This is a genomic window from Dietzia alimentaria 72 (genome assembly GCF_000226215.1).
Taxonomy (GTDB): domain Bacteria; phylum Actinomycetota; class Actinomycetes; order Mycobacteriales; family Mycobacteriaceae; genus Dietzia; species Dietzia alimentaria.
In genome coordinates, this window is the sequence record NZ_AGFF01000031.1 from 38,621 (window position 1) to 56,087 (window position 17,467).

The window sequence follows — 17,467 nt, forward strand, 5'->3', positions numbered from 1 at the left end:
CATCGGCGGGTTCGAGATTGTCATCGGGAGTAAAGTCGCTCATACTGGAACAGTAAAGCACAATCTGTTCCGTTTCCTCGTCGATCGACGACGCCCGCCAGGAGGCCCGGTGACAACCCGCACAGCGACACCGCGGAGCACCACCCGCAATCGCGCGCTCGACGCCGCGCACGCCCTGATCCTCGAGATCGGCACCGAGCGCACCACGATGGTCGAGGTCTCGCGTCGCTCAGGGGTCGGCCGCACCACTCTTTACCGGCACTGGCCTGACACTGCCGCACTCACCGCCGACCTGCTCACCCGCGAGCTCACCACGGCGGTCACGCGCGTCGACGCCTCCCTCGCCGACCCGTCCGCCCCCCGTGACGCCGATCGCCTGGCCGACCAACTGTGCGCGCTCGCCGACCAGATCCGCACCGATCCGCTTCTCGACGCCCTGCGCCGACACGAGGCAGGCCTGCTCGGCGAATACATCCTCCGCCGCCTGGGAACATCCCAACGCGCCCTCATCGCCCACCTGGGCGCCGTCCTCGACCACACCATCGCCGCCGACCCCCGGATGACCGGCCGCGATCCCGACTCCACCGCAACGATGCTCTTCCTCGCCGTGCAGGGCGCCGTCCTGTCCGCGCCGCTCGCCGACCCACCACTCGATGCCGCCACCTGGCGCACCGAACTGCACCGACTCATCAGGGGGTATCTCCTACCGTGACCACTCCCGACCTCCCCACTGCGGGCTCCGACGGGCCGTCCACCGCTCTGTCCGCTGCGCGGCGAGCCCGCGATCTGGCAGCCCTGCGCGACCGCACCGAGCCTGTTGATCTCATCGTGATCGGTGGCGGCATCACCGGCGCGGGCATCGCGCTCGACGCCGCCTCCCGCGGACTCGACACCGTCCTGCTCGAGGCCCACGACCTGGCGTTTGGCACGAGCCGCTGGTCCTCGAAACTCGCCCACGGCGGCCTGCGCTACCTGGCCACCGGGAACGTGGGGATCGCGCGTCGCTCGGCCGTCGAGCGTGGCATCCTCCTCGAGCGCACCGCCCCGCATCTCGTCCGCCCGCTCGCGCAGGTGGTACCCGTCTTTCGCAACACCTCACCTGTAGAGGCCATTCTCCCGGGGCTCGGGTTCGTGGCCGGCACCGTGCTGTCCCGGCTGGCGGGCACCGGCGCCGACCGACTCCCAGGCTCGCGCGTGCTCGGCCCCGCCGCCGTCGAACGGTATGTGCCGGGGGTCCGCCGCGCCGGTTTGCGGTTCGGGCACCTCAACTGGGACTGCCAACTCGTCGATGACGCGCGTCTCGTCACCGCGGTCGCCCGCACCGCGGCCGGCTACGGCGCCCGCGTTATTACAAGGGCCCGCGTGCTCTCGGCCAGTGGAACGCAGGTCACCGTCCGGGACGAGTTCGCGGGCGGCGCCGGCGGGGAAGGCGGCGGTGCCGCCGGAAGGAACGACGACGACGACGAGTTCACCCTCACCGCGCGGGCCGTCGTCTCGGCCACGGGCGTGTGGGCCGGAGAGACCACCGACGAGGTCCGCGTCCGCCCGTCGCGAGGCACTCACCTGGTCCTCGACGCGGCCGCGTTGGGCAATCCCGTCGGCGCCCTCACCGTGCCCGTGCCGGGTGAGACCAACCGCTTCTGCTTTGCCATCCCCGCCGAGTTCGGGCGCCTGCACGTAGGACTGACCGACGTGGACGCCCCCGGCCCGGTGCCGGATGTGCCGGAGGCGACCGAGGACGAGGTCGACTTCCTGCTTGGCGTGGTCAACCGGGCGCTCGACACCGCGTTGACCCGCGACGACGTGCTGGGCACCTTCGCCGGCCTCCGGCCGCTGGTCGACTTCGGCGACTCGGACAACGGCGAAACCGCTGACCTCTCGCGCGAGCACGCCGTCCTCACTTCCCCGAGCGGCCTGATCACCATCACCGGCGGCAAACTCACCGAGTACCGCCTCATGGCCGAACAGGCCGTGGACCTGGTGGCGGAGCGCGCGGGGATCGATGCCGGACCGTGCCTGACCGCAGACCTTCCGCTGGTGGGCGCACCCGGCCACGCCGATGTGCCGCGGCCCGCGGCGGGCACCGGGGGCAGGTTGCCCGCCTCGCTCCTGGGCCGGTTCGGACAGGAGGCCTCGACCGTGGTGTCTCAGAGTCTGCTCGATCGCCCACTCGATCCGGTCGCCGACGGCCTGGACGTGACGCGCGCCGAGTTCTCCTACGCCGTCACCCACGAGGGGGCGCTCACCGTCGACGACGTCCTGGACCGGCGCAGTCGGGTGGGGCTGGTGCCCACCGACCGCGCGGCAGCCGAGCCGACCGCACGCGAGGCGCTCGCAGCTGGCGGGCTATAGCCTTCGCGACCGGTCGGCAGCCGTCCCGACCGGCCGGCTGATTCAGTTCGCAGACTGCGGCGCCTGGAACTTCGCCTGGAACCCGGAGAACGAGAAGGTCGCGAGCGCGCGGGCCCGCACCAATCCGAGCTCGCGGATCGCACGCGCGGTACGAGCGATGTCGGGGCTACCGTCCTCGGCACCCTGCGCGAGGGTCACAGTCGCGCCGCCCGCCGGTCGGATCCGGCCACCGGAGACCCTCGCGCCCGCGCGCACCAACACCGGCTCGCCTTCTAGGACTTGCACGCAGTTCATCGCCACAGAGTGCGTACCTGGAAGTGGCAGGCCCCTCCGGGTATCGAGCTCGAGATCGATACCCTCGGCACCCGAGGAGCCCACGGCGCCGAGACGGGCATCGTCAAGCGCGCCGCCCGCCGTGCCGACCATGTCGCCCTTCCACTTGGGGAAGCCCCACAGCTCATTCCCCGCGGCGAGCGTGAAGTCCTGATCCACCGGCAGTTCGTGGATGTGCTGGAACACGCCCTGCCCCGGGATCGTGACCTGAAATGCCAGTCCGAACTCGTGGTACGCGCCCAGGACGTTGCCCGAGACGTCGTGGTAGCGCACGTGGATCATCGTCACCGGGGTGCGGCCACCCGGCAGCGACACCGGCTCGGCACCTGCGTCGCCGATCGCAGATTGCGCACCCTCCGCGATGAGCCGGCGGGCGACGGCGGCACGGGCGAGGAACGCCGCTCCGGAGATCGATGCGGACTCGACGGGCACGGGGAAGGCGATCTCGCGGCCCGCGACGCGGCGTGATGAGGGTGACGTCATAGTCCGATGCTATTCGTCATTCGCCGGTGGGTCCCGACTCGTCGTATCCGGGCTGCGCGGTGACCCGCTTGGTGGCGCTGGCCTTGTACTGCGGTCTCAACAGGTTGCTCGGGGACAGGATGTCGTCAAGCACCTCGGCGGACAGCAATCCCATCTCCAGCACGACCTCCCGGACACCGCGGCCGGAGCGGGCGCATTCGCGGCCCACCAGGTCGCCGTTGTGATGTCCGATGATGGGGTTGAGATAGGTGACGATCCCGATGGAATCCATGACGTTCTTGTGCGTCACGTCGGCATTGGCGGTGATGCCACGGATGCACTTGTCGGTCAGCGTCTGGATGGCCGAGGTGAGCAGGGAGATGGATTCGAACATAGCCTGCGCGATCACCGGTTCCATCACGTTGAGCTGCAACTGGCCGGCTTCGGCGGCCATGGTGACGGTCACGTCGTTCCCGATCACCTTGAAGCACACCTGGTTGACCACTTCGGGGATCACCGGATTGACCTTGGCGGGCATGATCGACGAGCCCGCCTGCAGCTCGGGCAGGTTGATCTCGTTGAGACCGGTGCGCGGGCCCGAGGAGAGCAGCCGGAGGTCGTTGCAGATCTTGGACACCTTGGCGGCGCAGCGCTTGAGGGCGGCGTGGACGTTGACGTAGTCGCCGGTGTCGCTGGTGGCCTCGATGAGGTTCATCGCCCCGGTGACCGGCAACCCGGTGACGGCCCGCAGGTGGTTGATCACGGAGCGGCGGTAGTCGGGTGGGGTGTTGACTCCGGTGCCGATGGCGGTGGCTCCCAGGTTCACGTCGAGCAGCATCCGCGCAGCCGCCCCGAGTACGTGCAGTTCCTCGTCGAGATTCACGGCGAATCCGCCGAACTCCTGGCCCAGCGACATCGGCACGGCGTCCTGGAGCTGGGTACGGCCCATCTTGAGGACCTCGCGGAACTCCTCGGACTTGTCGTAGAACGCCTCTCGTAGCGAGACGATCGCCGGTTCCAGTCGCTCGAGCGCGTGCCAGAGCGCGATGCGGAATCCGGTGGGATAAGCGTCGTTGGTGGACTGGGACCGGTTGACGTCGTCGTTAGGGCTGATGACGTCGTAGGCGCCCTTGGGGTGGCCGAGCCGTTCGAGCGCGAGGTTGGCCACCACCTCGTTGGTGTTCATGTTGACCGAGGTCCCGGCGCCACCTTGGAAGACACTGGAGGGGAACTGGTCCATGCAGCGGCCGTCCACCAGGATCTCGTCGCACGCACCCACGATGGCGTCCGCCACTGAATCGTCGAGCACGCCCATCTCGAGGTTGGCCAGGGCTGCGGCTTTTTTGACCATGACCATGCCGCGCACGAAGTCGGGGATGTCGCTGATGGTGGCGGAGGCGATCGGGAAGTTCTCCACGGCCCGGACCGTGTGGATCCCGTAGTAGGCCTCCGCCGGGACCTCCCTGGTTCCGAGCAGGTCTTCTTCTGTACGGGTCTGGCTCATTCGTCCTCCGCCTCTCGGTCTGACACGGCCCACACTAACCGGGCCGGCGAGCCAGCCGATGCGATTAGTGTGGGGGCATGTCGCGTACGACGACCCGCCGCCGCCCCCGGACCACCTCCTCCCCGACACTGGCCTCGGCGCGAGACCTGCTCAGGCAGGTGAACCCGGCGGACGGCGTGCTGGGCAGTATCGTCGACCGCCGCGAGGTACCGCTGCCACGCGGGACGTGGGCGATCTTCGGGGCCGCGTTTGTGGGGTTCGCGACTCCGGTGATCGGGTTCGTGGAGATGGCCGAACGCGTCCGCACTGGCGCCAAGCTGCCGTTCGATCAACCGGTCATGTTGTGGTTGCAGAAGCACCATTCGCCGCGGAACACGCGCATCGTCCGGGTGGTCACGGAATTGGGTGGGGTGACGGCCGTACCGTTGGTCGCGCTGGCCGCGGCGGGGTACCTGCGGGCGGTGCGGGGCAGTCGGCGCCCGGCCACACTGCTGACGGTGTCCCTGGTGGGGTCGACCGTCATCAATTCGGTGCTCAAGATCCTGTACCGGCGGGACCGGCCGGCGTTCTTCCCCCACATCGTGCAGGAGAAAAGCTTCTCGTTCCCCAGTGGTCACGCGATGGCCAGTGCCGCACTCGCCGGATGTGCGTGTGTGTTGGCGTGGCCGACGCCGTGGCGTGGCCGGGTGATCGCCGGGTCGATGGCGTACGTGCCGGCGATCGGTGTGACGCGGATGTACCTGGGTGTGCATTTCCCGAGTGACATCCTGGCCGGGTGGTGCGTGAGTCTGGCGTGGGTGGGCGAGGTTGCTTCCATCATGTGGTTGGTGGACCGCCTCGATCATGCGCCGCGCCCGATGGTCCGCCGCAGGTCGCTGAGCATGCCGGTGGAAGCCCGATGACGACGACGAGACGCCCCCGAATCGACCTGGACCACGGCGACATCACGCGGATGCGGGTGGACGCGGTGGTCAATGCCGCCAACAGTTCGCTGCTCGGTGGAGGCGGCGTGGACGGTGCCATCCATCGCGCGGGCGGGCCCACAATCCTCGCGGAGTGTCGCAAACTGAGGGCCGACCGGCTGTCCGAGGGGCTGCCGACCGGTCAGGCCGTCGCCACGGGCGCGGGCGATCTGCCGGCGCGGTGGGTGATCCACACTGTCGGCCCGGTATACGGCCGCTCCCCCGGCGATCGCCCGGGTGCCGAGTTGCTGGCCGACTGCTACCGCAACAGCCTGGCGGTGGCTGACGAACTGGGTGCCCGCTCGGTGGCGTTCCCGCTCATCTCGGCCGGCGCCTACGGCTGGCCACGTGAGGATGCGATCCGCACGGCCCTGAACACCCTGGCCGGTACCGACACGGACGTCGAGAACGCCACGCTGGTTCTGTTCGACGCCGACGCCCTGCGACTTGCCCAGTCACTCCTGCCTCGATGAACGGGGCCGAATAGTCGCAGAGCGTCGGCGCGAGCGGGTCAGATGCGGTCGACCAGCAGCTTGGCGAATGCCGCCGGGTCGGTGAGCGTGCCGCCCTCCGCCAAAACGGCCGCACCCGAGATCAGACGCGCCGTGTCCTTGAGCTCGGGCGAGGTCGGCGCCTCCGAATACTGCGTGCGCAGACGCTCGACCAGCGGGTGCGTGGGGTTGAGCTCCAGGATCCGCTTGCTGGTGGGCATCTCCATCCCCGAGGCGCGATACATCGCCTCGAGCTGCGGGGTCATATCGAACTCGTCGCCCACCATGCAGGCCGCGGACTCGGTGAGCCGCTGCGACAGACGCACCTGCTTGACCTCGTCTGACAATTCCTCGCCCAGCCAGGTGAGCAGGTCGGCGTACTCGGCGGCGTCAGGCTCGTCCTTCTTCTCCGGCTGATCCGAGCCGAGGCCCGTCAGGTCCACGTCCCCCTTGGCCACCGAACGAAGACGCTTACCGTCGACCTCGCCGACGGCATCCACCCACACCTCGTCGACCGGGTCGGTGAGCACCAGCACCTCGACACCGCGTGCGCGGAACGCCTCCAGATGCGGGGAGTTCTCCACCGCGGCGCGGGATGTGCCGGTGAGGTAATAGATCTCGTCCTGCCCGTCGACCATGCGGGAGATGTACTCCGCGATCGTGGTGCCCACCTCGTCGTCGTCGCTTTCCGATGCGTCCCCCGAGGCGGGGCGAGTGGACTCAAAAGTGCTGATAGCCAGCAGCTGTGCGCGGGCGTCGACGTCGGCGATCAGTCCTTCCTTGAGGACCGCACCGAAGTTGGCCCAGAAGCTACGGAACTCCTCGGGCCGGTCGTTCTTGATCTGCTCGATGGTCTGCAGCACCCGCTTGACCAGCCGCTTGCGGATCGCCCGGATCTGGCGGTCCTGCTGCAGGATCTCCCGCGACACGTTAAGCGAGAGGTCCTGGGCGTCGACGATGCCCTTGACGAAGCGCAGGAACGGCGGGACCAGTTCCTCGCAGTCGTCCATGATGAACACGCGACGGACGTAGAGCTGGACGCCCCGCTTGGTGTCCGGGGAGAACAGATCGAACGGCGCCTGCGTGGGAAGGAACAGCAGGGCCTGGTATTCGAATGTGCCCTCCGCCTTGAGCGTGATGGTCTCCAGCGGCTCGTCCCAGGCGTGCGAGACGTGACGGTAGAACTCGGCGTACTCCTCCTCGGAAACCTCCGACTTCGGCCGCGTCCACAGCGCCTTCTGCGAATTGAGCGTGACCGTCTCGGTGATGGTGTTCTCGGCTGAGACGTCGTTGGCCTCGTCGTCGTCCCCCTCCGGCTCCGGTGCCGGACGCTCTACCTCCATACGGATCGGCCAGGCGATGAAGTCCGAGTACGTGCGCACCACCCGGCGCAGGGTGGACTCCTCGGCGTAATCCGGGAGGGCGGCGTCCCCACCCGCCGGCTTGAGATCGAGGATCACCGAGGTGCCCTGTGGCGCATCTGCCTCCTCCTCGATCGTGTACGTGCCCTCACCGGTGGAGGTCCAGCGCGTTCCGGTGGCCTCGCCGGCCTTGCGAGTAACCAACGTGACCCGGTCCGACACCATGAACGTGGAGTAGAAACCGATGCCGAACTGGCCGATCAGATCCGCTGTGGCCTGCTCACTGATCTCTCCCGACTCCTGCGCCGCCTTGGCTGCCGCCAGCGCCTCACGCATCTGGCCCGTGCCCGACCTGGCGAGCGTTCCTATCAGATCCACGACCTCGTCACCGGACATGCCGATGCCGTTATCCTTGATTGTCAGCGTTCGCGCCTGCGCATCCGCCGCCAACTCGATGTGCAGGTCCGAGACGTCCACGCCCAGCGAGGAATCTTGCAACGCCGCCAACCGCAGCTTGTCCAGCGCGTCGGATGAGTTGGAGATGACCTCACGAAGGAACGTATCCGGATTCGAATAGATCGAATGGATCATCAGATCCAACAGTTGGCGGGTCTCGGCCTGGAACTCCCTGGTCTCGGCGGCACCGGAGGTCTGCGGGCTCATGACTGTGGAGGGTCCTTTCTCACGTCGACCCGGGCTCGCACTGATTCTTGCCCGGGAGGGTCTCGGAACTTCTGATAAGGGTTAGGCGCGGGTGTCCGCGCAGTCATTGTCAACCTACTGTGAAGCTCAGACATTCCGGAGGTGCCCATGAGGTCCACGCCCATCCCCCACGAACATCTGACAGTGCTCGATTCCGCCACCTCGCTCTTCGGCCGTGCCCTGACATCCGGACTCGACGGCGAGTGCGCCGCCTGCCCGGGCTGGACCCGCCGGGACTGCGCCAACCACGTCCTCGGCGGGGGGCTGCGTTACGCCGGCTACTTCACACGCCTGCCCGAGGTCGAGATCGCCGCGACCCGCACCACCGATCACGCCGGGGACCGCCCGGTCCCCGCTCTCCACAGGACCGCCGCCGGCCTGCGCAAACAGCTGGCGCAAGCCCCCGACGCCACCGCGACCGTGAGGCATCGACTGGCGGACATCCCCGTCCACGACCTGCTCGCCCTGCGCGTGGTGGAACTCCTGGTCCACGCCCACGACCTGGATCCCTCGACCTGGGCGACCCCGGAAGCTGAGGAACTAGCCGCCTGGGCCCTCGAGCACGGCCGCGACGTGGTGGAACTCATGAGAACCTTTGACGTGTTCGGCGCGGCCCTGCCCGTCGCCCTCGGCGCCGACGCCCGAACCCGCCTTCTCGCTCTCAGCGGGCGGGCGCCCGTGACCTCGGGGGTCTAGTCCTGAGCCTGCGCGGGTATTAGCGTCATACCCAGACTGACGCCGCCCGGCGCCGGCCGAGCCACCCAGGCGAGAGGATCTCTCATGGCGCTGAGCAGCAGCATCTATATCTCGTTTCCCGGCAACGCCGCCGAGGCTTTCCCGTACTACGCCGACCTCTTCGGTGGAGACCTCGACGTGGCCACCTATGACGCCATGCCGGCGATGGAGGGACTCCCTTTCACCCCTCCACCCGGGTCCGTAGCCCACGGCGTCATGACCGCCCCCGGACTCACCATCTCCGGGGGCGACAACATGGGCGAGCACCTCCCGCAGCTCGCCAGCGACGTCTACTCGTTCCTGCTCACCTTTGACACCGTCGACGAGGCCCACGACTTCCTCGGCAAGGTCACCGAGACCGGTGGTGAGATCGCGATGCCGTTCGAGCTGGCCCCTTGGGGCGAGATGTACGGGCAGGTCCACGACAAGTTTGGCATTCGCTGGGCCGTCAACGTGCCCGGTACTCCCAGCTGATTTTTGTCCCGCGCTGACGTACCGCCCGTACCGATCAGGATCGCTTGTTACCGTTCACCTCATGGATATCTCTGGAGCAAGTGCCATCGTCACGGGCGGTGCGTCGGGCATCGGCGCCGCCGTCGTCCGTCAGCTCGCCGCGAAGGGCGCCAAGGTCGTGGTGGCGGACCTCAACGCCGACAAGGGCGAAGCCCTGGCGAACGAGGTCGGGGGCGTGTTCGTGTCCGTCGACGTGACCAAGACCGACCAGAACGAGAAGGCCATCGCCGCAGCCCTCGAACTGGGCCCTCTGCGCTACCTCGTCAACTCCGCCGGCATCGGCTGGGCGCAGCGCACCATCGGCCGCGACGGCGAGTACTCGTCGGCCTTCGACCTGGACTCGTTCCGCAAGGTCATCGAGATCAACCTCATCGGGTCCTTTGACATGCTGCGGCTGGCCGCCACCAAGATGAGCCTCAACGAGCCCGACGCCGACGGCCAGAAGGGCGCCATCGTCAATATGGCCTCCGTCGCCGCGTTCGACGGCCAGATCGGCCAGGCCGCCTACTCCGCCTCCAAGGGCGGAATCGTGGGTCTGACCCTGCCCGTCGCTCGCGACCTCTCGTCCGCGGGTATTCGCCTCAACACCGTCGCCCCCGGCCTGATCGACACCCCGATCTACGGTGAGGGCCCGGACTCCGAGGCGTTCAAGGCCAAGCTGGGCGAGAGCGTTCTGTTCCCCAAGCGCCTCGGTTCGGGCGACGAGCTCGCCTCGATGGTCATGGAGCTGCTCGGGAACCCGTACATGAATGCGCAGACCATCCGCGTCGACGGTGGTATCCGGATGCCACCGAAGTGACCTGACCGGTCACCGCTCGCGAGAGGGTCCCACCGATTTCCATTCGGTGGGGCCCTCTTCTGTGTTCGCCGGCCGGGTCAGGCTTTGGCGCGGCGCTTCTTGAGCCGGCCCTCGAGATACACGGCCAGTTTGGTGAGGGAGTAGTTGATGATGATGAACAGGACGCCCGCCACGATGTACGCCGGAACAGTGTTGGCGTAGGCCGAGCCGAGGGTCTTGGACCAGTTGAGCAGCTCCAGGTACGTGATGCCGTAGCCCAGCGCGGAGTCCTTGAGAACGACGACGAGTTGGCCGACGAGCGCCGGCAGCATGGCCGTGAGCGCCTGGGGCAGCTGGATCGACCGCAACACCTGGCCGGGGCTGAGTCCCACCGCCAGACCTGCTTCGGACTGCCCACTGGGCAGCCCGTGGACACCCGAACGGACGAGCTCCGCGATAACCGCGCCGTTGTAGAGCGTGAGTGCGGTGACCACGGCGGCGAGTGGTGCGTACTCGTTGGGCACGATGTCCGAGGTGGCGAAGTAGCCGAAGTAACCGAACACCATCATCAGTAGCACCGGAACCGCGCGGAAGAACTCCACGATCACGCCACAGAACCACCGCACTGGCGCGAACGGGGAGAGCCTGCCCATGCCGAACACCAAGCCGAAGATCACCGCGAGAACGATCGCGATCCCCGCCGCGGTGAACGTGCCCTTGAGACCCGGGACGATGTAGGACTTCCACACCGCGGGGTCGGTGACGAAGGGCTTCCACATCTCGGGCTGCAGCTGGTTGGCCTCGTCGAACTTGAGGTAGACGACGTAGCCGATCGCCAGCACCACGACCGCACCGAGCACGGTGAGGATCTTGTGGCGGAGGCGGGCCTTGGGACCCGGAGCGTCAAAGAGGACGGCCTGGGTGCTCATCGCTTCACCGCCAGCTTCCGGGACAGCGAGGTGGTCCACAGCCCGATGGGCAGCGTCAGGACCACAAAGACCATGGCGAAGAAGAAGAACATCGGCAGGCTGGCTCCCTCGTTCTCCGTGATGACCTGGAGCAGACCGGCGGAGTCTCCGACGCCGATGACGGCCGCGACCGTGGAGTTCTTGATGAGAGCGATGACCACCGAGCCGAGCGGGGCTATGGAGCCGCGGAACGCCTGGGGCAGGATCACCTCTCGCAGCGACTGCCCGAAGCCCAGCCCGATCGAGCGGGCGGCCTCGGCCTGGCCGACCGGCACCGTGTTGACGCCCGACCGCAGGGCCTCACAGATGTAGGCCGCGTGGTACACCGCCAGCATGATCGCCGCCCACCAGAACGCGTTGCGGGCGAAGTCATCCGAGACCGAGAGCTGCAGTATAAAGGACAACCCCAGGATGCTGAAGACCATCAGCAGCGTCAACGGAAGGTTGCGGAACGTGTTGACGTACGACGTGCCCAGGCCACGCAGCACCGCGACCGGCGACACACGGAGAATCGCGATGAAGGTGCCCAGGACCAGAGCACCGAGAGTGCCCAGGATCGAGAGCTGGATCGTGACCCAGACCGCCCCGAGGACGTCGTAGTTCGCGAAGAGGTCGCCCATTGCTCACCTTCCGTGAGATGTCCGGGTCGCCGCGCCGTCTCAGTGCTCAGGCGCGGCGACCGTTGAGGGTCGGATCAGGAGCAGGCGTCCGGCTCGGGCGGGTTGCCCTCCCCCGGCGTGAAGCCGGCCGCACCGAGGTTGTCGTCGACCGCCGTTTCCCAACTGCCGTCGGAAATCATCTCGCGGATGGCCTCGTTGATCTGCTCGCACTTCTCGGTGTCGCCCTTGGCGATGCCGATGCCGTACCGCTCCTCGGTGAACGGCTTGCCGACCAACTTGAGCTTGCCCTTGTACTGATCTTGCGAGGCGTAGCCGGCGAGGATCGTGTCATCCGTGGTCAGCGCGTCGACCGCGTTGGACATCAGCGCCGAGACGCACTCGGAGTAGGTGCCGAACTCCTGCAGGTTGACTCCCGGTACCTCTTCCTTGACCGTCTGGGCCGAGGTGGACCCGGAGACCGAACAGAGTCGTTTGCCGTCGAGCGAGTCCGGGCCGGTGATCGAATCGTCGTCCGCGCGGATCAGAAGGTCCTGGCCGGCGATGAAGTACGGTCCCGCGAACCCGACCTTCTCTTTGCGGGAGTCGGTGATGGAGTAGGTGGCCACGATCATGTCGACCTGTCCGGTCTCGAGGAGGGTCTCCCGCTGGGCGCTGGGCGCCTGGACCCACTCGATGTCATCCTCGGAGGTCCCGAGCTGGTCCGCGACGTACTTGGCCACGTCCACGTCGAGTCCGGTGTACTCACTGCCCTCCTTGAGTCCGAGACCCGGCTGATCGAACTTGATGCCGACCTTGAGCTGGCCCTCCCCGTCATCGTCCGAGCTGCAGGCGGTCAGACCGAGTGCGAGGGCTACGGCCGCGGTGGCCGCTCCGATTCGTCGAATGTTCATGACTACTCCTCGTGAGGTGGGTTGATGGGTCTGGGAGGTCGTCCGCGGACGACGACTAGTTGGTGAGGATCTTGGAGAGGAAATCCTTGGCTCTGTCGCTTTGGGGATTGGTGAAGAACTCCTCGGGGGTCGCCTGCTCGACAAGCTCCCCGTCGGCCATGAAGATCACCCTGTCGGCAGCCTTGCGGGCGAAGCCCATCTCGTGGGTCACCACGACCATCGTCATGCCGGACTTGGCCAGGCCCGTCATCACGTCGAGGACCTCGTTGATCATCTCCGGGTCCAGAGCCGAGGTGGGCTCGTCAAAGAGCATGACCTTGGGGTCCATCGCCAGGGACCGGGCGATCGCCACGCGCTGCTGCTGACCACCGGACAGCTGGGCCGGGTACTTGCCGGACTGATGGTCCACACCGACGCGCTCCAGCAGTTCCATGGCACGCTTCTCCGCCTCGGCCTTTTTTTGCTTACGCACCTTGATCGGACCGAGGGTCACGTTCTCGAGAATCGTCTTGTGGGCAAAGAGGTTGAAAGACTGAAACACCATGCCCACGTCGGCGCGGAGTTTGGCCAGTGCTTTGCCCTCTTCCGGCAGCGGCTTCCCGTCGATCGAGATGGACCCGGACTCGAAGGTCTCCAGACGGTTGATGGTCCGGCACAACGTCGACTTGCCAGAGCCCGACGGGCCGATCACCACCACGACCTCGCCCTGCTCGATAGACAAGTTGATGTCCTTGAGAGCCTGGAAGTCGCCGAAGTGCTTATTGACGCCTGAGATCTCGACGAGTGCCATTCACGGATCATAAACGCCCGATGATGGTTTCGAGTCCTACTCGGACGAACCCGAAACCGGTGGACAACCCGGTCGAGGCTCCGTACCTTCTGCCCATGGCGATATCAGATGTCAGAGAGTATGCCCATCTCTCCGCCCGGGACGTCGAGGCGATCGGGGTCGAACTCGACGCTATCCGCCACGAGATCTCGGACTCGCTGGGGGACACCGACCGCCGCTACATCCAGAAGACCATACGGATTCAGCGCGGGCTCGTCACCGCTGGTCGCGCTGTGCTGCTGTTCTCCGGCCACCGCCCCGCGTGGGTGCTGGGGACCGGGCTGCTGGCTGCGGGCAAAATCATCGAGAACATGGAACTCGGGCACAACGTGATGCACGGGCAATGGGATTGGATGAACGATCCTGAGGTGCACTCCAGCACCTGGGAGTGGGACATCGTGGGCACCTCGGAGCACTGGAAAGCCACCCACAATTATCACCATCACAAGTACACAAATATCCTAGGTATGGATGACGACGTGGGGTACGGCGTTGTCCGCGTGACTCGCGATCAACCGTGGAACCCTGCGTACTCGCTCAACCTGGTGTGGAACACCGTGCTCGCGGTTGCTTTTCAATGGGGAGTGGGCGTCCAGCACCTGGAGATCGCCCCCGGCACGATCAATTCCTCCGGCTGGCCCGAGCAGAAGCGCCGGATCGGACAATTCCTCAACAAGGCCCGCAAGCAGGTGGGCAAGGACTACGTGTGGTGGCCGATTCTCTCCGGTGGGGACCGGAAGACCACCTTCACGGCCAACGCGACCGCGAACGTCATTCGGAACCTTTGGTCCAACGCCGTAATCTTCTGCGGGCATTTCCCCGATGGCGCGGACAAATTCACGCTCAAGGATCTGGAGGAGGAGACTCAGGCTCAGTGGTACCTCCGGCAGATGCTGGGTTCGGCCAACTTCACCGGCAGCCAACTAACGCACTTCATGTCCGGAAACCTTTCGTTCCAGATCGAGCATCACCTGTTTCCCACGCTCCCGTCCAACAGGTACGCGGAGATCTCGGAGAAGGTCCAGGACGTGTGCCGCCGCTGGGACCTGCCGTACACGACGGGCCCGTTGTACAGGCAGTACTGGCAGTCGTGGCGGACCATTGCCCGGTTGTCCCTGCCCGACCGACTACTCACCGACACCTCCGACGATGCTACGGAGACGCGCTCGGAGAAGATGTTTGAGGGGACGCCGAGAGAGTACGACGACCACGAGGGTCCCCGCTCCGGACTGGTCACAGCGCTGCGCCACCACAACCCCCGGAGACTTCGCAATCTGACGCGGACGGCCTGATGGGAAAGGGATCCGGCGCAGACGCCGGCAGCTCCGGTCACGGGAGAACGCCAAGCGTCGACCGGGAACACCAACGTCCGGCCCGGGCGACGGACGCCGAGGTGGAGGCGGCGGGCTCAGTGAGTGAAGCCCTTGAATATATCGAGCGGGCCCGCGGTCACCTGTACGACCTTCATCAGCTGATCGGCCGGGCGGATCTGCTTTTCCAGGAAGCCGCGGAGAAGCTCGCGGGAATCGGTCACACCGGCCTCGCCGATCGACTGACATCGGAGATGGTGGGGTTGAACGTCCTCGAGGGACGATGGACCTTCCAGATGGTCGAGGAGTTCGACGACGGGTTCTGGACCACCGCGCGAGAGATCGACCGGGTGGTCCGCGACGAGCTGACCGGAGGTCGGCGTCATGTTCACGAAGCCGAGATGAAGCAGGCCAACCGGACCACGGGCCGCACCGGACACGAAGCGACACCCGGCACAGTGGGGCAACTGGCCCAGGACGGAGAAGAATAGGTCCTCACCTCGGGCTCCAAGATTGGCCGAGTTTCTCCGGACCGATTAGCCGGTGCGGTGTCGGCCTGCGATTTTGTGCCGTTCCGCCTCCGTCAGGCCGCCCCACACCCCGTAGAGTTCCTCTGATTCCAGAGCGAATTTTCTGCAGGTATTGAACACAGGGCAGGTCTGACAGACAGCCTTGGCTTCGGTCTCTTTACGCCGGCGCTCGCCCTTGGACTCGTCCTCCGCGCTGTAGAACAGATCTTCGTGACCTATACATGCGGCCTCGTCCCTCCAGGACCAGAAATCCGAGGTCGGCTCCAAGTTGATGTATCTGGGCATCGGCAACTCCCACCCGCGCCTCTGAAGTGCTCTGCCATGAGCCCTGGTGGTTCAGTATGCGCCGTTAACCGTATCCTGCCCGAGGCTAATCCGTCGATCACCTCATTGCTGAAAACCGGGAATTCGAGGGTTGAGAGGTCGCATCACTCCACTCACCTGAAGCAAGTTCAGCGATTCTCTCGCCACCACCTGCACTTCTGCCCACGCGGGCTTCGGACCGCGATCACGGTGCTCAGCGGCCGTCGTCGTCGTCACGATCTTCTACGTCGCCCGGATCACCTCGGCGGCGCGGCCGGCAGCACCGTCCACGCCCCACCACTGCCGGATCCCGGAAGCCTGCCCCTCGAGCGCCCGCTCAACCTGCGCATGCACTACGTTGGCCACCGCCGACGGGCCATCCCCGTACCGCATCACTGACGCCCCCGGAATACCTGCAAGCGCATCTGCGGTAGCGCGGTATTCACCGAATTCGTGTTTCGCCGGCACGACCACCAACGGAACGTCGGCACACGCGGCATCCGCCACCGAGGCCTGCCCGGCCCCCGTCACCACCACATCCGCCGAGCACAGCTCGGACCACGGGTCGTCGCGCCATCTTCCGTCCGGTCCGCCCAGTTCTACCCAGTCGGCCACCCCGGAACCTTCGACCGCTGTACGGACGGCCCGCCAGAAACGGTGGTCGCCACGCGCGCCGAAGCGATTGAGATGGACCACCCGGGGGCCGCTATCGCGCCGTCGAACCCGATCCCGCCGCTCAAATCTGGAGATCCCCCCGATCTCGTACACTCTTCTCTCTACGCTCGAGAGCGTGTCCTGGTGCGCGCCCGGCGGCCACGCGCCGATGAGCTTGGCGGCCGATCGACACCGCAACACGTGCGGTCGATCGTGCCGGGCCCCCGGTGGCAGCGAGCTGACAATCGGCGTACCTGTCATCCGGCCCGCCAGCGACATCGCCGGCGACGAATCCACCCAGAGCACACGCGGCCGCAGGCGGTCCATCCACGACACCGCCGCACGCCGGGAGGCCAGGGAGAGCTGGTCAGAACCCTGACCGCCCGCGTTCGCTGATGCCTCGCCACCCACTGGTAGCCGCTCCACACGGATTCCGGGTGGGCACATCGCCTCGTTGATCGGGCCGGTCAGGATCATCGTCACTTCTTCGCCGCGATCGCGTAATGCGCCCACCACGGGGAGCACCCTGTGTAGATGCCCCCGCCGACGGTGGTGGACGTAGACACCGATCATCGGACGACCCGCGCCTGCGCCGCCGGGCTACTCGGCCCCGCGGATGGCCCCGAGCAGAGCCTCACAGAAAGCCGGGAGATCCGCAGGGCTGCGGCTCGTAAAGACTCCGTCGTCGCTGACCAGCTCCTCGTCCACCCACTCTGCTCCCGCATTGATCAGATCGGTGCGCAGGCTGGGGTACGAGGTGATCCTGCGGCCGCGGACCACATCAGCCTCGATGAGCACCCACGGCGCGTGACAGATGGCCAACACGGGCTTGCCCGCCTCGACCATCTCCCGCACCAGCGTCAACGCGTGCTGGTCCTGCCGCAGCGCGTCCGGATTGGCCACCCCGCCCGGCAGTACCAGCACGTCCACCTCGGCGGCGGAGACATCGGCGCTCGTCCGGTCGACGGCCTGGGTGCCCGCCGGGGAAAGATGGTCGACGAGGCCGACCTCACCGTCGTCGGTGCTCACGAGGATAGGTGTGTGCCCCTCGTCGACCACCGCGTCCCATGGCTCGGTGAGCTCGACGCGTTCGATCCCCTCGCCGGCTACGAGAAAGGCGACTGTCCGGCTATCGGTCTGTGCATCCTGTGTCTCGGTCATGCCCCGATG

At 66.7% G+C, this 17,467-nt stretch carries 19 protein-coding genes; 9 read left to right on the forward strand and 10 right to left on the reverse strand.

Going from position 1 to position 17,467, the window contains the following annotated elements:
• Positions 1 to 109 precede the first annotated feature (109 nt).
• Positions 110 to 712 carry a TetR/AcrR family transcriptional regulator gene (locus ON04_RS14905; protein WP_010542441.1) on the forward strand — a complete coding sequence of 201 codons (603 nt, stop codon included), beginning with the start codon at positions 110 to 112 and terminating at the stop codon, positions 710 to 712.
• On the forward strand, positions 709 to 2,352 hold the full coding sequence (locus ON04_RS14910) for a glycerol-3-phosphate dehydrogenase/oxidase (protein ID WP_010542442.1): 1,644 nt from the start codon (positions 709 to 711) through the stop codon (positions 2,350 to 2,352). The genes ON04_RS14905 and ON04_RS14910 overlap by 4 nt, the downstream gene beginning before the upstream one ends.
• Before the next feature lie 42 nt (positions 2,353 to 2,394).
• Here ON04_RS14910 and ON04_RS14915 read toward each other — a convergent pair whose 3' ends face one another.
• Together ON04_RS14915 and aspA are read right to left on the reverse strand one after the other, a co-directional pair.
• Positions 2,395 to 3,168: an acetoacetate decarboxylase family protein gene (locus ON04_RS14915; protein WP_010542443.1), complete on the reverse strand. Its 774-nt coding sequence runs from the start codon at positions 3,166 to 3,168 to the stop codon at positions 2,395 to 2,397.
• Positions 3,169 to 3,184: 16 nt separating this feature from the next.
• Positions 3,185 to 4,651 (reverse strand): aspartate ammonia-lyase, encoded by a 1,467-nt coding sequence (gene aspA, locus ON04_RS14920; RefSeq protein WP_010542444.1) that lies wholly within the window; start codon positions 4,649 to 4,651, stop codon positions 3,185 to 3,187.
• 77 nt (positions 4,652 to 4,728) lie between these two features.
• Between aspA and ON04_RS14925 the strand changes: the two genes are divergently transcribed.
• Positions 4,729 to 5,553, forward strand: a complete 825-nt coding sequence (locus tag ON04_RS14925) for a phosphatase PAP2 family protein (protein WP_010542445.1) — start codon at positions 4,729 to 4,731, stop codon at positions 5,551 to 5,553.
• Positions 5,550 to 6,086, forward strand: a complete 537-nt coding sequence (locus ON04_RS14930) for an O-acetyl-ADP-ribose deacetylase (RefSeq protein WP_010542446.1) — start codon at positions 5,550 to 5,552, stop codon at positions 6,084 to 6,086. Before ON04_RS14925 ends, ON04_RS14930 begins: the two co-directional genes overlap by 4 nt.
• Before the next feature lie 38 nt (positions 6,087 to 6,124).
• Here ON04_RS14930 and htpG read toward each other — a convergent pair whose 3' ends face one another.
• Positions 6,125 to 8,128 carry a molecular chaperone HtpG gene (gene htpG / locus ON04_RS14935; protein ID WP_010542447.1) on the reverse strand — a complete coding sequence of 668 codons (2,004 nt, stop codon included), beginning with the start codon at positions 8,126 to 8,128 and terminating at the stop codon, positions 6,125 to 6,127.
• A 147-nt stretch (positions 8,129 to 8,275) separates the two neighbouring features.
• Here htpG and ON04_RS14940 point away from each other — a divergent pair, with 147 nt between their 5' ends.
• The 3 genes from ON04_RS14940 to ON04_RS14950 all read left to right on the forward strand — a co-directional run bounded on the left by ON04_RS14940 (position 8,276) and on the right by ON04_RS14950 (position 10,214).
• The gene (locus tag ON04_RS14940) at positions 8,276 to 8,863 is read left to right on the forward strand and encodes a maleylpyruvate isomerase N-terminal domain-containing protein (protein WP_010542448.1); all 588 of its coding nucleotides are present in this window, start codon (positions 8,276 to 8,278) and stop codon (positions 8,861 to 8,863) included.
• A gap of 84 nt (positions 8,864 to 8,947) precedes the next feature.
• Entirely contained in the window at positions 8,948 to 9,376 is a 429-nt protein-coding gene (locus ON04_RS14945) for a VOC family protein (protein ID WP_010542449.1), read from the forward strand.
• Between the two features lie 61 nt (positions 9,377 to 9,437).
• Positions 9,438 to 10,214, forward strand: a complete 777-nt coding sequence (locus ON04_RS14950; protein ID WP_010542450.1) for an SDR family NAD(P)-dependent oxidoreductase — start codon at positions 9,438 to 9,440, stop codon at positions 10,212 to 10,214.
• 77 nt (positions 10,215 to 10,291) lie between these two features.
• On the opposite strand, the gene ON04_RS14955 is transcribed toward ON04_RS14950, so the two are convergent.
• From ON04_RS14955 to ON04_RS14970, 4 genes are all read right to left on the reverse strand, one after another.
• Positions 10,292 to 11,122 (reverse strand): amino acid ABC transporter permease, encoded by an 831-nt coding sequence (locus tag ON04_RS14955; RefSeq protein WP_010542451.1) that lies wholly within the window; start codon positions 11,120 to 11,122, stop codon positions 10,292 to 10,294.
• Positions 11,119 to 11,781 carry an amino acid ABC transporter permease gene (locus tag ON04_RS14960; protein WP_010542452.1) on the reverse strand — a complete coding sequence of 221 codons (663 nt, stop codon included), beginning with the start codon at positions 11,779 to 11,781 and terminating at the stop codon, positions 11,119 to 11,121. Before ON04_RS14960 ends, ON04_RS14955 begins: the two co-directional genes overlap by 4 nt.
• A gap of 74 nt (positions 11,782 to 11,855) precedes the next feature.
• Entirely contained in the window at positions 11,856 to 12,671 is an 816-nt protein-coding gene (locus tag ON04_RS14965) for a glutamate ABC transporter substrate-binding protein (RefSeq protein ID WP_010542453.1), read from the reverse strand.
• Positions 12,672 to 12,726: 55 nt separating this feature from the next.
• Complete coding sequence (locus tag ON04_RS14970) at positions 12,727 to 13,461, reverse strand: amino acid ABC transporter ATP-binding protein (RefSeq protein ID WP_010542454.1); 735 nt, start codon at positions 13,459 to 13,461, stop codon at positions 12,727 to 12,729.
• A 95-nt stretch (positions 13,462 to 13,556) separates the two neighbouring features.
• Between ON04_RS14970 and ON04_RS14975 the strand changes: the two genes are divergently transcribed.
• Together ON04_RS14975 and ON04_RS14980 are read left to right on the forward strand one after the other, a co-directional pair.
• On the forward strand, positions 13,557 to 14,792 hold the full coding sequence (locus ON04_RS14975) for a fatty acid desaturase family protein (protein ID WP_029458597.1): 1,236 nt from the start codon (positions 13,557 to 13,559) through the stop codon (positions 14,790 to 14,792).
• Complete coding sequence (locus ON04_RS14980; protein ID WP_010542456.1) at positions 14,792 to 15,301, forward strand: hypothetical protein; 510 nt, start codon at positions 14,792 to 14,794, stop codon at positions 15,299 to 15,301. Before ON04_RS14975 ends, ON04_RS14980 begins: the two co-directional genes overlap by 1 nt.
• A 45-nt stretch (positions 15,302 to 15,346) precedes the next feature.
• Here the strand turns inward: ON04_RS14980 and ON04_RS14985 are convergent, their stop codons facing one another.
• The 3 genes from ON04_RS14985 to ON04_RS14995 all read right to left on the reverse strand — a co-directional run bounded on the left by ON04_RS14985 (position 15,347) and on the right by ON04_RS14995 (position 17,458).
• A complete protein-coding gene (locus ON04_RS14985) occupies positions 15,347 to 15,625 on the reverse strand; it encodes a WhiB family transcriptional regulator (RefSeq protein ID WP_010542457.1) in 279 nt (92 codons plus the stop codon).
• Positions 15,626 to 15,886: 261 nt separating this feature from the next.
• On the reverse strand, positions 15,887 to 16,870 hold the full coding sequence (locus tag ON04_RS14990; protein WP_029458599.1) for a hypothetical protein: 984 nt from the start codon (positions 16,868 to 16,870) through the stop codon (positions 15,887 to 15,889).
• A gap of 27 nt (positions 16,871 to 16,897) precedes the next feature.
• On the reverse strand, positions 16,898 to 17,458 hold the full coding sequence (locus ON04_RS14995; protein WP_010542459.1) for a type 1 glutamine amidotransferase domain-containing protein: 561 nt from the start codon (positions 17,456 to 17,458) through the stop codon (positions 16,898 to 16,900).
• Between the last annotated feature and the right edge of the window lie 9 nt (positions 17,459 to 17,467).

Excerpts from the sequence above, each read along its gene's own strand:
- ON04_RS14915 (WP_010542443.1), bottom strand. The coding sequence starts at position 3,168 with ATGACGTCACCCTCATCACGCCGCGTCGCGGGCCGCGAGATCGCCTTC.
- aspA (WP_010542444.1), bottom strand. The coding sequence starts at position 4,651 with ATGAGCCAGACCCGTACAGAAGAAGACCTGCTCGGAACCAGGGAGGTC.
- ON04_RS14925 (WP_010542445.1), top strand. The coding sequence starts at position 4,729 with ATGTCGCGTACGACGACCCGCCGCCGCCCCCGGACCACCTCCTCCCCG.
- ON04_RS14930 (WP_010542446.1), top strand. The coding sequence starts at position 5,550 with ATGACGACGACGAGACGCCCCCGAATCGACCTGGACCACGGCGACATC.
- htpG (WP_010542447.1), bottom strand. The coding sequence starts at position 8,128 with ATGAGCCCGCAGACCTCCGGTGCCGCCGAGACCAGGGAGTTCCAGGCC.
- ON04_RS14940 (WP_010542448.1), top strand. The coding sequence starts at position 8,276 with ATGAGGTCCACGCCCATCCCCCACGAACATCTGACAGTGCTCGATTCC.
- ON04_RS14945 (WP_010542449.1), top strand. The coding sequence starts at position 8,948 with ATGGCGCTGAGCAGCAGCATCTATATCTCGTTTCCCGGCAACGCCGCC.
- ON04_RS14950 (WP_010542450.1), top strand. The coding sequence starts at position 9,438 with ATGGATATCTCTGGAGCAAGTGCCATCGTCACGGGCGGTGCGTCGGGC.
- ON04_RS14955 (WP_010542451.1), bottom strand. The coding sequence starts at position 11,122 with ATGAGCACCCAGGCCGTCCTCTTTGACGCTCCGGGTCCCAAGGCCCGC.
- ON04_RS14960 (WP_010542452.1), bottom strand. The coding sequence starts at position 11,781 with ATGGGCGACCTCTTCGCGAACTACGACGTCCTCGGGGCGGTCTGGGTC.
- ON04_RS14965 (WP_010542453.1), bottom strand. The coding sequence starts at position 12,671 with ATGAACATTCGACGAATCGGAGCGGCCACCGCGGCCGTAGCCCTCGCA.
- ON04_RS14970 (WP_010542454.1), bottom strand. The coding sequence starts at position 13,461 with ATGGCACTCGTCGAGATCTCAGGCGTCAATAAGCACTTCGGCGACTTC.
- ON04_RS14975 (WP_029458597.1), top strand. The coding sequence starts at position 13,557 with ATGGCGATATCAGATGTCAGAGAGTATGCCCATCTCTCCGCCCGGGAC.
- ON04_RS14980 (WP_010542456.1), top strand. The coding sequence starts at position 14,792 with ATGGGAAAGGGATCCGGCGCAGACGCCGGCAGCTCCGGTCACGGGAGA.
- ON04_RS14985 (WP_010542457.1), bottom strand. The coding sequence starts at position 15,625 with ATGCCCAGATACATCAACTTGGAGCCGACCTCGGATTTCTGGTCCTGG.
- ON04_RS14990 (WP_029458599.1), bottom strand. The coding sequence starts at position 16,870 with ATGATCGGTGTCTACGTCCACCACCGTCGGCGGGGGCATCTACACAGG.
- ON04_RS14995 (WP_010542459.1), bottom strand. The coding sequence starts at position 17,458 with ATGACCGAGACACAGGATGCACAGACCGATAGCCGGACAGTCGCCTTT.